This window comes from Paraburkholderia sp. GAS33, from assembly GCF_050436645.1.
In the GTDB taxonomy this organism is placed as follows: Bacteria; Pseudomonadota; Gammaproteobacteria; order Burkholderiales; family Burkholderiaceae; genus Paraburkholderia; species Paraburkholderia phenazinium_B.
On record NZ_JBNDMP010000001.1, the window covers coordinates 979,834 to 993,804 of the forward strand.

Genomic DNA, 13,971 nt, shown 5'->3' on the forward strand with positions numbered 1-13,971 from the left:
AATGCGATTCACTCATTTGAGGTCCTTGTGCGAAACCGCAGAGCGTTGCGAGGCAGCTAATAAACTGCCAGAGTCAACGACCTGCGGCGGGTCCGATCTCAAAGTCTGCTTGAGATCGGGTTCTGGTGGTTCATACTGGGCAATCGGACGTCCGAGAAGGGTCGCATGCCGTCGAGTAAGCTCAACGAAAGAACCGGGGAACCATTCGGTTTGCATGGGACAGTGACCGGCCAGGTAGGGACGTTCGAACGTTGGCTCCTCCCCTGTCAACGGACCTTCGTGCGCCGATCATGACTATCGCAGTCGAAATGGCGCGCCGTTTGTAGGCATGGTCGACCATGCCTGATCGGGAATACGGTTCGCCGGCACGATGGACGCTATGTGCGCGACTTGCTGGTCAGCACCATCGCGATACCACCAAGAATCGTTGCGGAAGCCGCAGCCAGGCGCGGCGTGATCGCTTCCGAAAGGAACGCCACTCCGCCAAATGCAGCGATCAGCGGCACCGACAACTGTACAGTGGCGGCTCGCATGGCGGTAAGCTTGCTCAGCGCCGCATACCAGATGACATACCCGATGCCGGACGTGAGCGCGCCGGAGGCAATCGCCAGGGCGATCCCGGCCCCGTTCGCGTAAACGCGGGCGTTGGCGATGAAAAGCACGCTCAGCAAGAGGGCAAGCGGAGCCGCCCGCGCGAAGTTTCCCGCCGTCGCTGCGAGCGGGTCGGCCACTCCGCGGCCACGCAACGAGTACACGCCCCATGCGACGCCCGCTATCGCCATCAACGCCGCGCCGACGAGCGGCGGCGCGGCGATCCCCGGCGACACCAGGTAGACAAGCCCTGCGACAGCCAGTGCGAGACCGAGCCATGCGGCGGATCCGAACTTCTCGCCGGAGCGCAGACCCACGCTGAACATCGTCAATTGAACTGCCCCGAACAGAATCAATGCGCCCGTGCCTGCGGACAAGGTGAGATACGCGAAGGAGAAGAAGGCGACGTAAACAAACAGCATGGCAGCGGCGAGCCAGTCGGCACGGCTGGGCGCGGGCCGTTCCGACCTGAACCGCACGATGACGGCGAGCACGATCGCTCCCGAAACCAACCTGATGCCGGCGAAGCTGACCGGATCGATTTCCCCGCGCTGCAGCGCGAGCCGGCACAGCAGCGAATTAGCCGCGAAGGCGAGCATCGCCACCGCAGTGAGCACGATCGTCTGCAAAATGAGCAGGCCACCGCGCGCGTCATGCATGGGTCACCACCAGAACGACTGCCCACGACAAAAGCGCCACGCCGAGGGGCGTGCTGAGACGCTTGCCCCAGCGAACGTTCTTTTCGATCGCCATCACGGCGGCAAGCAGGAGCATCCAGCCGAGGCTGCCGGTACCGAGCGCGAACATCAATAGCATCAACGCCCAGCAGCAACCGACGCAGAACAGGCCGTGCTGCGCGCCTAGCGCAAACGCGTTCCGGGCCTGCGCGTGCCCACGCCAGTGCTCGATGACGAAGCTCAAGGGCGTGCGGCACTTTTCAAGGCACCGGTACTTGAGCTTGCTGAACTGAAATGCGCCAGCCACCGCAATGACTGCGACGCCGATCAGCCAGCCGTGCCAGGCCAGAGTGGGTACGCTGGCGAGCAGGGACAGCAAGGCACTGTGAAGTGCATGCGCCAAAAGTCCGAAGGCTCCCCACACCGTCATGTAGCCCAGGCCGAGCAGCATAAGAAGGTACCAATGGTCAGGGCGACTCGCCGTCAACCGGTCGAAGGCATTGAACAATGGCAACGTGGTCGGCAGCATCATGGCCGCTGTCATAAGGATCCACGCGACTGCGTAGAGCACCACGGGCACGACCACGTCGCCCGCGGGCACAACACGGCACAGAAATGCCGCCGGTCCCGACGCTGTCCAGTCACCGTGCTCGAGATAGCGTCCGTATGGACTACGCGCCCACGCCCATAACACCACCCACGCGAGCGCAATCAGCGCAACCAGGACCGGCATGAACACGTGAACATGGCGCGAGGCGTGGGCCGACGTTGGGCCGGCCATCGGGCTCATGCATCGAAGACAAACGTGCTCTGCAGGGCGTTGTGATTTTTGATGTCGAGGTCGATGCCGAGTGCGGGATTCTTCGATCGATAGGTCGGGGCCTTGCCGACAAACACCGGAGCGCCGGGCACTGTCGAGAACACGGTGTCGGACAGCGTGGTCTGGCCCCCGGTCGCGCCGAGATAGGGTTCGAGTTCGGCGTAGTAGTTCGTGCCGATCTCGAGTTCGCCTTTGCCTGCAACCACGGTAAAGCGGATCGGCGCTCGCTCCACGGATACGACCTGGCCAATGAGCTTGGCGAGGTCGGCGACCGGTCCGCCGGCCTGACCGGTATAGACCTTCAGTAGTGCCTCTTCCTGCGCCTTTGAGGCCTGGTCGTCGACATAGATCGCGGCAGTCCAGTTGCCTTGCAGGATGTTGCCGGGCACATGGGCGACGGCCGCGATCGTATTGCCGGCTACATCGACGCCGTCGACCGTTCCCTTGTCTATACGCCACGCGACAATGGTGTCGCAGGTACCGTTGTCAGGGTCCTCGCCGATCCAGCAGGGGCAAAGCACCTTGCAGTTGCAAACTTCGAGTAGACGACCTTCCAGGTGATAACTCATACGAACCTCCATTGAAGGCACGCGAACACCGACTTGTCGCCGCGGGGCGCGGCTGCAAGAACTCCTAATTTTCCCGCTGCGGGTTGCGACAAGTCAAGTTCGATGACGTCCAGGCCGTTCGATAACGGTCAGCCCAGCGGTTGTGCGAGGTCATTGCGTCGTTCAACCCGGGTGACGAGAGGGCTCTTCGATGTCCGCGCGGGGTCTCATCATCGAAGACAGGTTTTGTCGGCGTCGGTATTTTAGAGGCGAGTAGCCTCGCTTGCCGGCCAGTACATAGAAGATGACCGCTGGAATCCAACAAGCCGCCGTTGATCTGGGGGCAGGGCCAAACGGCGGGAGTGGGTCGAACTGAGCCGCTCGTCGTAGGGCTCAGTGCGAGCCACTTGCAGAAACTCCCGCCCGCGCTGTTCGTAACGTGCGACCGTCCCTTAGCATACCGAAGCGGCGTCACAGACCACAGAAACGCGGCGGCCCGTAGACGCCGTTAGGAGTCACGCGACGTCCGAGCGCGAGGCCCAAACCAATACCCACCCTAAATGGCTAACCTGGCGATTGATGTCCGACTTCAAGACGGTCGCCCGTTTCCGTCACGACAATGGCAGCGCGGTTAAAGGGCAAGACTAAGGCGCTCAAGTGTTCGCAAACCCACCGAGCCTCCCTGTCAAGTCTTCCTACAATCTAACGCGGCGAGCGACAGCTCGGTCGAAGGTCTGCAATGGGTGTTCGAGCCACGCACAGGGCGAAGCTGAGTACTGCATGGATTATGTAGTGATGTTGGGCACTGTCTCGCGATTTAACAGTGTATCGGCAAAGGGGCATATGGACATGCGAACCACGTCGGACAAGTACTCGACCTTGGACGGTCTACGAGGTGTGGCGGCGATGCTCGTCGTGATGTACCATTTTCCTGGCTTTTTCCGTCCCGTATATGTCGAAAACAGCTACCTGATGGTCGACCTGTTCTTCGTAATGAGCGGATTTGTTATTGCGAGTGCCTACGAAGAAAAGCTCTCGTGTGGCAACATCAGTCCGCCTCGGTTCATGAGACTCAGGCTTATCCGGTTATATCCTCTTTATGCGCTCGGAACACTACTCGGAACCGCGGCTCTGCTATGGCGGCTACCGCGTTCTGATTGGCACCTCGTCGCTTCAGCATTCCCTTTTGGCCTGCTGATGCTCCCATGTCCTCTCGTGATACGAATCTTCTATCCGCTCAGCTATGCCGAAAGGGTCCTGTACCCTTTGAATTATCCCTCGTGGTCACTGTTTTTTGAACTCCTGGCGAACGCTGGCTACGCAGTGTTTTTCAAGTATCTTTCCACCCGAGTGCTGCTTACGCTCGTCGCAGCGTCTGGTGTGATGCTGATCGCCAAGGGTATTCATGGCAAGCCTCTAAGCGCCGGATGGATTCTCGCCGGCAGCTACGTCGGATTGCTACGCATTGCATATTCTTTCTCGACAGGTATTCTCCTGTTCCGGTTTCGCGCCGCCCGACGAAAGACCAGCAACGTCCTTGCAATCGCACTAGTGGCGGCTTTCATATTGCTTTTCTGCCTGCCTATCCCCGACATGTTCCGCACGGTATTCATCTTTTCCATCGCGCTCTTCGTATCTCCGGTGTTGGTCTGGGTCGCCGCGGCCGTTGAACCGTCGCGCAAGGTTCGTAAGGTATTTTTATTTTTTGGAGCGGTTTCCTACGGCGTCTACGTACTGCATGTGCCGGTTGGCGCCTTTTTCCAGCTTATGTTTGGCGACATCGAGCACCTCGGACCCCACGCTACACCCTGGGTCGGCGCAGGCTTGCTGCTGACGGTGGTTGCTCTTGCCAGCATTGCCGAGAAAATCTACGACATTCCCGTTCGCCGGCGCCTTCTCAAAGGGTGGATAGTGCGCAAAAATCTTGCCATGACGGTTGATGCGACACTCAACCAGTAAAAAAGCTTTTTAGAGGCCATCATATTTTCATTAATGGCCCAAACGGGCAGACGACCACCCAGAACACGAGTCGACCGTATGTGAGTCGGCTTCGGCCGACAATTGCCGATCAACTTGGCGGGGGCGCGTCCGTTACACCCCGAAAGCGGTCATTGCGGCGTCAGCAGTCCGAACGGCGACTGACGGTCGAGTGCTGCCGATCGTGACCGACGGCGATTCGGGCGGTCCATGCCGTTTGCATGAGACAGTAGCCGGCCACGAAGGGACATTCGACAACATGACTCCAATCGTTGACAATCTGATTCATTCTTTGGGATCTACTGTAGCACCGCATCAATGACAACAAGATTCGACATGGGGAAGTTGCGGCGCCTCACGCTATCTATCGCGGTCACTGGACTGCTTAGTGCTGTTATACCGGCTATGCTGCGGGCACCGCCGTCCAAGCTCTCGGAGATATGCCACGTAAATACATCTGGCGATCTTGCAATAGACAGAGTCGCTGTCGGGCGCATATCACACATTACAAACTCCTACTTCATCCAGGAAGCAGGAGACAACGCCACGCTCCTTTCGCGTTGCGCCAAGGGGGGCTGTGGTCCGCTTGACCCAAGGCTTTTTGAGGGGAGGGTCGGCTCTCCTGTACGTGCAGAATTCTGCGGCGGCCATCCCGCGCGAGTCACGATTTCGGGTGCCGACGTTTTTCAATTAACTCAACAGTATCTTGATACCCAAGCCGCTGCGGTTCGACAAGCTGGTAAGTGGATGGCCCGGTTCGGAATAGCCTGGTGCGGCTTCTGGTTGTTCGTGCAAACAATCGCAGAGATTCGATTCAGGCGACTAGATACATAGCGGCCAACGAGCCGCTCATCAGATCGTGCGCGTTTGGCTAAAGATGCGTCGTTCGAACGGCTGCTTTTAAGATCGTCGAATGTCCTTTCAGGATCAACTGAGCCTGTCACTGTTGTGCCCAGTTTGACTATGGGCCGCACGTCGACTTCCGCGTCCGGATCAATGACAATTGCCACGCTTGCGTCGGAGGCCACGCAGTTGCCTCTGAAGACAAGTATTTTGCACGCATGCCGCTCCCGCTAGTAGCGCGACGTAGGTAATCACGGAGAACATACTTGAACAAAGCTCTTATCTTCGCTGCGGTTTTGAACTTGTCAGGTGTTTCCATCGCGCATGCGCAAGGCACAACGACTTTCGTCGGACTGCGCGAGGCCTTTTGGAGAGACGTGGTTGACCCGAGTGGAGCGGTGGGTTTCAGTTACATGCCGCATTGTCGCCAGTTTGGGATGGGAATGATAGAGAACAGCCCGTCGCCGGGCTACCCGTATTTCGCGCTCAAAACGGATTCGACTCTAGCAACCGATCGCTGGCTCCGCGGGACGACCGCCCTGCACGTACAGCAAGCGGTCGAAGGTGCGGACCGGGTGACTTTTGCGAAGCCGCCGCTGCCGTGGTGCTAAGAACTTCAAACGCTGTGCGTGATGAGCGCCGCGCGAATGGCCGGTACGCGGTAGAACCAAAGGCCGCTCAGGTTTGGTTAACGGTATTGATTTTTCTGGTTCCATTTCGCCTCGCTTACCCGATGACATCGCCCTGACTTCAATCGACTACTTTGCGATTGCTTTTCGGCGGAGCCACTTCCCCGTTCAAACCACTCCCGCGAGTGGGAAGGTAACATTGAACTGCCGCTTCTGAGAAATCTGAAGGGCTCTTCCGGGGCGACTGCTGCCGATTGTCGGTTCGTTCCGCGCTCACCATACAAAGCGTTGTTTTTGCATTCATATGGGAGCCGCGCGATGTTGAGCCTTTTGATTTTCTGCTGTTAGACCGTAGCTTTCGCCGGCAGTGGATACCCGTTACATCTCCATACATTTCTCGGTGCTGAAACAATTGCCATCGACGTTTCTCGCACTATTATTGTTGTGAAGATTGTGCGGACGCCAAGCCTGCCATCAGATGAATCCCGGCGGACGCGGCAAATCCTGGGCAGAGTGTTCAGTTGGTTTCTCATTTATTAATAAGTTATCCTGCATAAACTACGAATAACCTAACCTCAACCCGTGTGGATAAGCTGCCGTCCAGGAGAGGAGCGATCGATGAAAGGCATTCCCATTATCCTGGCCACGCTTGCTGCGTCGACCATCGCTGGTTGCCAGACATCGTGCAGTTCAAGCACCGCCGGGGCTGGCACGTCTGTCAGCAGTTCTCCTACGCCGGATCGCAGCGAAGCAACACTCGTTGGGACGCAGGGAAGGGCTCGCGTCGGCAATGACATCGTTGAACTGAAGAATGGCTCCGTTTTCGTAAATGGCGAATCGTATGGCAGCGTCACAGCGACGCAGAAAGTGCAGTACATCGTCACGGCCGAGAAGCGCATGCTGCTGGTAGACGGCGAGATTCGTGCGCCCGTCAGATAGTTTGGCGCAAACGGATGCACTGTTCACTGCGATCATGCCGACGATGGCGGTGGACTCGCCTTGGTGGCGGATAAGTCAAGGCACGCCGACGTGCGAATGACCCGAAAGCGATCCGTAGCCACTTGAGCAACGCCGATATTCGAATGATGGCAATGACCGAAGCGTGCGCATAAGCTATCCCGGCAAGTTCCGGAGCCCTACTGTCGCTTCGGTTGCGAGGGCGAGCCATGCGCACATGTACCGCAAAAGCGCTCTAAAGAATACTGTCCAACGCCTTGGCGAGCCTGGCGACTGCGCCTTCGACGTCATGCAGTTTGTCCAGGCCAAATAATCCGACGCGGAAGGTCTTGAAGTCTTCAGGCTCGTCGCATTGAAGGGGAACGCCGGGCGCGATCTGCAAGCCGGCGTCGGCGAATTTCTTGCCGGATCGTATGCCGTCATCGTCCGTGTAGCAGACTACGACGCCCGGAGACTGAAAACCTTCGGCCGCCACGCTTTTGAAACCTTTGCTACTCAAGAGTGAGCGAATGCGCTTGCCGAGTTCAAGCTGCTCCGCTCTTACTTTGTCGAAGCCATATGCCTCGGTTTCCTTCATGACGTCGCGCAGCGTCGCGAGACCGTCCGTAGGCATCGTAGCGTGGTACGCGAACCCGCCGTTCTCGTAGGCTTCCATGATCTGCAGCCACTTGCGAAGATCGCACGCGAAACTGGTGCTGGTTGTTGCGTCGATTCTTTCGCGGGCGAGAGGACTGAGCATGACCAGTGCGCAGCAGGGTGACGCGCTCCATCCTTTTTGCGGTGCGCTGATCAGGACATCAACGCCACTGGCCTGCATGTCCACCCAGATCGTACCGGAGGCGATGCAATCCAGGACAAACATGCCGCCGACCGCATGAACAGCGTCGGACACGGCACGCAAATAGGCATCAGGCAACATCATCCCGGATGCAGTTTCGACGTGCGGTGCAAAGACCAGATCCGGCTTGTGTTCCTTGATCGCAGCGACCACTTCTTCGATCGGAGGCGGTGCGTAGGCGGCCTGCCTTCCTTGCTCGACCGGACGCGCCTTCAACACCGTCGATTCAGACGGAATGTCGCCCATGTCGAAAATCTGCGACCAGCGGAAACTGAACCAGCCATTGCGGATGACCAGACACTTCCTGTTCGTCGCGAACTGCCGGGCGACGGCCTCCATGCCGAAAGTCCCGCTGCCCGGGACGACAACAGCCGACTTCGCGTTGTAGACTTTTTTCAGGGCGCCGGAAATATCGCGTACGACTCCTTGAAAGAGCTGCGACATGTGATTGATTGATCGGTCGGTGTAAACGACCGAATATTCGAGGAGTCCCTCGCGGTCGACATGGGGAAGTAATCCTGGCACGTTCGCCTCCGGTTATAGACGAATAAAAGAATCGAAAACAAATTCTAACGAAAGCCACCTGCAACGGCATCGGACGATAGCGCCCGTTATCCATCCGGCAAGTTTCGACATGGACCAGCCGTCGAGCCACACCAGTTGGCAATGCTGCAGTGGCAACAATCGGCACTATTGTGAACCTTCGCCGGAGCGTGGTCGAAAAATGAAACTCCCAACTTTCTTGTGGGAGTTTGCCATGAAGAGAGAACAATCCCGTGATGCGTGGAACAACCTCCTGCAAAGCCGTCACCCGATGACTGCAGCGCATGCGCGACCCACCCGATAATCGTCGAGTGGAGTTCGGCCGGAGCCGACGTTCGAGTACCACCGTTGGTCAGGCAGCTTCTGGTTGCTTTCCTGTGATCCGCGACTCAGCGAACGCGAATCTCCAAATCCCCTCCGCATTTCAAAGTAATATTGCCGCATCGAACCAATGATGAGCAGCGCAAGGTGACGCAGGCCCAAAAGAAGTTTTCCGAGCGAGAGTACGACCTGAAAAAAGCGCAGGCCGACGGCAAGAGTGCAAGGAAAATTGCCGAGCGGCAGCGCAAGGTCGATGAGGTGCATGCGGAACTCGAGAGATTGCAGACGAAAGCGGCGCAATAATCACCTTTGCCGTGACGGCTTTGGTGCAACGCTTCGGGAAGCGTGCCCCGCAGGTCTTAACCATTCGATACCTGGGCGAGCCGTACAGTTTTCTCACGCAGCGGCACACCAGACACCAAACGACCAACCCACGCGAACGCGACGAACCGGAAGATCCTCTGACCATGAAAGGAAAGGAGAGACCTCATGCAGAGCCATGAGCGAGCGCGTCTGGCCATGCTTGTCGACTCTGTCTGGCGCATGGCGCTTCGCCTCGGATTCCGGCTCGCTCGCGCCTGGTGGCACCTTCGACGGCCTCGCCACGAGGGCGCGCTAGTCGCAATCTATGTCGGGCAGGCGCTGTTGCTGGTGCACTCATCGTACCGCGACGAGTGGAATTTTCCCGGCGGTAGTCTCGAGCCTGGCGAGGCGCCCGAAGCAGCGGCGCACCGCGAAATGGAAGAGGAGCTCGGTCTCCCGCCGCACCCATTACGCCCCGCGGGCAGCGTGTACGGCATTTGGGACGGGCGAAGAGACCGGGTGCATTTCTTTGAACTGCACCTCGATCGCTTGCCCGAGCTGCGGCTTGATAATCGTGAGATTGTCGCCACGCATCTCGCATCGCCTGAGGAGTTGCAGAGCATGGCGCTGACAGGGGCAGTCACCGCATATCTCAGCAGTCGATCGCCGGTCGATAGCGCCTGAAGCGATATCAGGCCGCAGGTCGACTGCAAGCGGTTGCCTCAGTTTCTCCCGGTGACAAAGCCGTGTCGCCCGATTGTCTCCCGATTCGTTTATTCGTTCATCCGCCGCGGAAGCCAGTCAGGAGACGTGGGCCGTCAATCATCGAGACCGCGGCCACGCGCGGTTTGCTATCATATACTGTACAAACATACAGTCCATTGATCGTCCCGTGGTGACCGATGTTTCCTGACGCGCCCTCCGTCGCTACTATCGATGTTCCTTCCGCTGCCCCTGTCGGCCAGGCAGGGGAGAGCTCGCCGCCGCCCTGGGCGCTTTACTACCTGCTGAATTTCGAACGTGCGCTCGCATGGCTCGCCGAGCGCTACGCCGACGTGCTCGGTCCCGACGAGCGCAGCTTTCTCACGGAGTTCAGCCGCTTGCCACAGGCATCGCGGGCGCTGCTCGTGCGCATGCTGATGCGCAAAGGAACGCTTTTCAAAGCCAGCCGCCTGATCTACGACGAAATCGGCTGCCCACTGCTCGCAGCCACGCCATTGATTGCGCTCGGCTGGATCGACGCCACGCCTCATCTAAGCCTCGACGAGCTATTCGCGCTGGCGACCCGCCCGGAACTGCAGCAGATTTTTACCGACGTCCCCGCACGCAAAGGGCTCCGCAAGTCAGATCTGCTCGATGCCTTGCGTGCGACCTGTCAGGACGCCAAACCCTACGACGTCTGGAATCCACAAACCTCCGACCGTGTGTTTCATGTCACCGTCGCGCCGCTGTGCGAACGTCTGAGGCTGATGTTCTTCGGCAATCTGCAGCAGGACTGGTCGGAGTTCGTGCTCGCGGATCTCGGCGTGTTCCAGTACGAGACGGTGGCGTTTTCTCCGTCGTCACGGGCGTTTCAACAGCGCGCGGATGTGGATGGTTATCTCGCCTTGCACGCCTGTCGTGAAGCGCTCGAGACGCTGACCGCGGATGAGCCCGTTGACCCGCTGCTCGACGAAATCGCTGCTATCGAGATCGGCAACCCGTGGCTCGAAGCGCGTCGTGCCAAGCTGCTCTTTCGCGTCGGACAGCATTGCGAACGACAGCAGCGGTGGGACGCGGCGCTGAGCGTCTATATACGCTGCACCTGGCCGGGGGCACGTCATCGGCGCATGCGGGTGCTCGAGCGCTGTGGCCGTTTCGAGGCGGCGTTCGCCCTGGCGCAGGAAGCGGCCGAAGGGCCGGAAAGCGAAGAGGAACGTCAGCGTCTCGCTCGCATGTTGCCGCGACTGCAACGCCGTCTGGGTCTGCAGGCGGCGAGGGGCACGGGGGCTCGTTCCATCGAGCGCAGTACGCTGGTTTTGCCTCGGCCCGCTGCGCCTCTCGCGGTGGAATACGTCGCGCGCGATCATCTGGGGTGTCCGCACGCGCCGGTTCACTATGTCGAGAATGCGCTGATCAATTCGCTGTTCGGTTTGCTGTGCTGGGAACCTGTGTTCGCGGCGATTCCCGGTGCGTTTTTCCATCCTTTCCAGCGCGGCCCAGCTGATCTGCATGCGCCCGATTTCCACGCGCGCCGCGCCGCGCAGTTCGAAGTTTGCCTCGCGCAACTCGACAGTGGCGCGTATCGCGAGACGATACTGCGGCATCTCGAGAGCAAGGCAGGGTTGCAGTCTCCGTTCGTGTTCTGGAGTGTTTTGACGCCCGAGCTCGTCACCCAGGCACTCGATTGTCTGCCGGCCGCGCACCTGAAACTCTGGTTCGAACGGCTCCTGCGCGACATTCGCAGCAACCGTTCCGGCCTGCCGGATCTCGTGCGCTTCTGGCCTGCCGAGCGGCGCTATGAGCTGATCGAAGTGAAGGGGCCCGGCGATCGTCTGCAGGACAACCAGATCCGCTGGCTCGAATACTGTGTGCAGCACGGCATGCCCGTGCGTGTGCTCGACGTACGCTGGGCCGACGACGAACTTGCCATCGACGCCGGGGTGGACGCATGACCTACGTCGTGGCCGTGCGGGCGTTGTGTGAGTTCACGGCGAAACGCGGCGATCTCGATCTGCGTTTTACGCCCGCGCCCACGGCGGCGGAAGGCATCGCGGGACATGCCACCGTAGCGGGGCGGCGGGCTTACGACTACGAGGCGGAGATTACGCTGACCGGTGTACATCGCAGCCTCACCGTGCGCGGCCGGGCGGACGGGTATGACCCCGTGCTCAATCGGATCGAAGAGGTCAAGACCTATCGTGGCGACCTCGCGGCGATGCGGGACAATCACCGCGCATTGCATTGGGCTCAGGCACTGGTTTATGGTCATCTGCTGTGTCACTCGCGCGGTCTGACCGAGGTGCATGTGGCGCTGGTCTACTTCGACATTGCGAGCCAGAAGGAGACCGTGCTGTCCCTGTTGCACACGGCGGCCTCTCTGGAAGCATTTTTTGTCGAGCAGTGCGAGCGGTTTATCGGCTGGGCCACTCAAGAGGAGGCGCACCGTAACGCACGCAATGCGGCATTAGGCACGTTGGCGTTTCCGCATGCTGAGTTTCGCAGCGGACAGCGCGAACTGGCGGTATCGGTTTACCGCGCTGCACGCGACGGACAGACTTTGATGGCGCAGGCGCCTACCGGCATCGGCAAGACGCTCGCGACCATTTTTCCGCTGCTCAAGGCCTGCGCGGCCGATCAGGTGGAACGGATCTTTTTTCTGACCGCCAAGACGCCGGGGCGAGCGCTTGCGCTGGATGCCGTCGACGTGTTGCATGCCGGCGCAGAGGCCAATGGCAACGTGAACGCGTTGCCATTGCGCACACTCGAACTGGTGGCGCGCGACAAAGCCTGCGAGCATCCAGACAAGGCTTGCCATGGCGACTCCTGTCCGCTCGCGCGAGGTTTCTATGACCGCCTCGACGAGGCGCGCAGAACGGCACTTGCTCATCGCCGTCTCGACCGCGCGACTGTGCGATCAGCGGCGCTCGCGCACGACGTCTGTCCGTACTATCTCGCGCAGGAACTGGTGCGCTGGAGCGACATCGTAGTAGGTGACTACAACTACTACTACGATAGCAGTGCGTTGCTCTACGCGCTAACCCAATTGAACCAGTGGCGCATAGCGGTGCTGGTCGACGAAGCGCACAACCTGCTCGACCGGGCGCGCCGGATGTACACGGCTTTACTCGAGCAAAGCGCATTCCGCGCTGCGCGCAAGAGCGCCCCCATCGCGCTGCGCAAGCCGCTCGAACGGCTCAATCGCGAGTGGAATGCGTTGAATCGCGCGCAGACCGAGGGCTACCAGGTGCATTCCGAAGTGCCGCCGCGCCTGTTGAGCGCCGCGCAAAATCTGATCGGTGCGGTGACCGAGCAAGTGGCGGAGGCGCCGTTGTCGATCGATGAAACGCAGCTGCGTTTTTATTTCGATGCAATGCATTTCGTGTCATTGGCGGAGCAGTTCGGCGAGCATTCGGTGTTCGATACGACACTCGCTTCTGGCGCTTCCGCTACGCGTGCCTCGACGCTGTGTGTGCGCAACGTGATCCCCGCGCCATTTCTCGTCCCGCGTTACGCGGCGGCGCGCACCACCGTGATGTTCTCGGGCACGCTGAGTCCGCATCATTTCTATCGGGACACGCTCGGCCTTCCGGAAGAAACCCGTTGGCTCGACGTCGAGGGGCCGTTTCGAGCGGAGCAACTGAAGGTGCATGTCGCGAGCCACGTATCGACACGCTGGCGCGATCGCGAACGCTCTCTCGCGCCGATCGTCGAACTGATCGCGCAGCAATACGCGGTGCAGCCCGGCAACTATCTTGGCTTTCTAAGCAGCTTCGATTATCTGCAACGGGTCGTGGCGTTGATGCGCGAGCGCTATCCCGAGGTCCCGGTGTGGATGCAGGAGCAGGGCATGGACGAAGCCGCGCGTGAAGCTTTTCTCGCGCGCTTCCGGGCCATGGGTCAAGGCGTGGGTTTCGCGGTGTTGGGCGGGGCGTTCTCGGAGGGCGTCGACCTGGTGGGTGAGCAGCTTATCGGCGCATTTGTTGCGACGCTCGGCCTGCCGCAGATCAACGACGTCAACGAACAGATGCGCCGCACCATGGAGGCGAAGTTCGGCAACGGCTACGACTACATGTACCTGTATCCAGGGCTGCAGAAGGTAGTGCAGGCCGCCGGGCGGGTGATCCGCACCGAGCAGGACACCGGAGTCGTGCATCTGATCGATGACCGCTATCGGCGTCCTGAGGTGCGTCGCCTGCTGCCGCGCTGGTGGCAGGTGCCTTGA

Annotated in this window: 11 protein-coding genes; 7 read left to right on the forward strand and 4 right to left on the reverse strand. The window is 59.8% G+C overall.

Annotation, left to right across the window (positions count from 1 at the left end; translation table 11 throughout):
• Positions 1-377: 377 nt before the first annotated feature.
• From P3T24_RS04520 to P3T24_RS04530, 3 genes are read right to left on the reverse strand one after another with little or no spacing between them, the layout of a single operon-like run.
• Positions 378-1,250, reverse strand: coding sequence for a DMT family transporter (locus P3T24_RS04520; RefSeq protein ID WP_429432746.1), 873 nt, complete (start codon positions 1,248-1,250; stop codon positions 378-380).
• The gene (locus P3T24_RS04525; protein WP_429432748.1) at positions 1,243-2,058 is read right to left on the reverse strand and encodes a DUF2182 domain-containing protein; all 816 of its coding nucleotides are present in this window, start codon (positions 2,056-2,058) and stop codon (positions 1,243-1,245) included. The genes P3T24_RS04520 and P3T24_RS04525 overlap by 8 nt, the downstream gene beginning before the upstream one ends.
• Positions 2,055-2,657: a DUF1326 domain-containing protein gene (locus P3T24_RS04530; protein WP_074268523.1), complete on the reverse strand. Its 603-nt coding sequence runs from the start codon at positions 2,655-2,657 to the stop codon at positions 2,055-2,057. The genes P3T24_RS04525 and P3T24_RS04530 overlap by 4 nt, the downstream gene beginning before the upstream one ends.
• Positions 2,658-3,416: 759 nt before the next feature.
• Here P3T24_RS04530 and P3T24_RS04535 point away from each other — a divergent pair.
• From P3T24_RS04535 to P3T24_RS04545, 3 genes are all read left to right on the forward strand, one after another.
• Positions 3,417-4,595: an acyltransferase family protein gene (locus P3T24_RS04535; RefSeq protein ID WP_429432750.1), complete on the forward strand. Its 1,179-nt coding sequence runs from the start codon at positions 3,417-3,419 to the stop codon at positions 4,593-4,595.
• Positions 4,596-5,722: 1,127 nt separating this feature from the next.
• Positions 5,723-6,067: a hypothetical protein gene (locus P3T24_RS04540; protein WP_429432752.1), complete on the forward strand. Its 345-nt coding sequence runs from the start codon at positions 5,723-5,725 to the stop codon at positions 6,065-6,067.
• Positions 6,068-6,703: 636 nt separating this feature from the next.
• Positions 6,704-7,024 carry a hypothetical protein gene (locus P3T24_RS04545; protein WP_429432753.1) on the forward strand — a complete coding sequence of 107 codons (321 nt, stop codon included), beginning with the start codon at positions 6,704-6,706 and terminating at the stop codon, positions 7,022-7,024.
• Between the two features lie 253 nt (positions 7,025-7,277).
• Here the strand turns inward: P3T24_RS04545 and P3T24_RS04550 are convergent, their stop codons facing one another.
• Positions 7,278-8,405: an aminotransferase class V-fold PLP-dependent enzyme gene (locus P3T24_RS04550; protein ID WP_429432755.1), complete on the reverse strand. Its 1,128-nt coding sequence runs from the start codon at positions 8,403-8,405 to the stop codon at positions 7,278-7,280.
• A gap of 486 nt (positions 8,406-8,891) precedes the next feature.
• Between P3T24_RS04550 and P3T24_RS04555 the strand changes: the two genes are divergently transcribed.
• From P3T24_RS04555 to P3T24_RS04570, 4 genes are all read left to right on the forward strand, one after another.
• Positions 8,892-9,047 carry a DUF1090 family protein gene (locus tag P3T24_RS04555; protein WP_429432757.1) on the forward strand — a complete coding sequence of 52 codons (156 nt, stop codon included), beginning with the start codon at positions 8,892-8,894 and terminating at the stop codon, positions 9,045-9,047.
• Positions 9,048-9,233: 186 nt separating this feature from the next.
• Positions 9,234-9,731 (forward strand): NUDIX domain-containing protein, encoded by a 498-nt coding sequence (locus tag P3T24_RS04560; RefSeq protein ID WP_429432759.1) that lies wholly within the window; start codon positions 9,234-9,236, stop codon positions 9,729-9,731.
• A gap of 218 nt (positions 9,732-9,949) precedes the next feature.
• Positions 9,950-11,701, forward strand: coding sequence for a VRR-NUC domain-containing protein (locus P3T24_RS04565; protein WP_429432761.1), 1,752 nt, complete (start codon positions 9,950-9,952; stop codon positions 11,699-11,701).
• Positions 11,698-13,971 (forward strand): ATP-dependent DNA helicase, encoded by a 2,274-nt coding sequence (locus tag P3T24_RS04570; RefSeq protein ID WP_429432763.1) that lies wholly within the window; start codon positions 11,698-11,700, stop codon positions 13,969-13,971. The genes P3T24_RS04565 and P3T24_RS04570 overlap by 4 nt, the downstream gene beginning before the upstream one ends.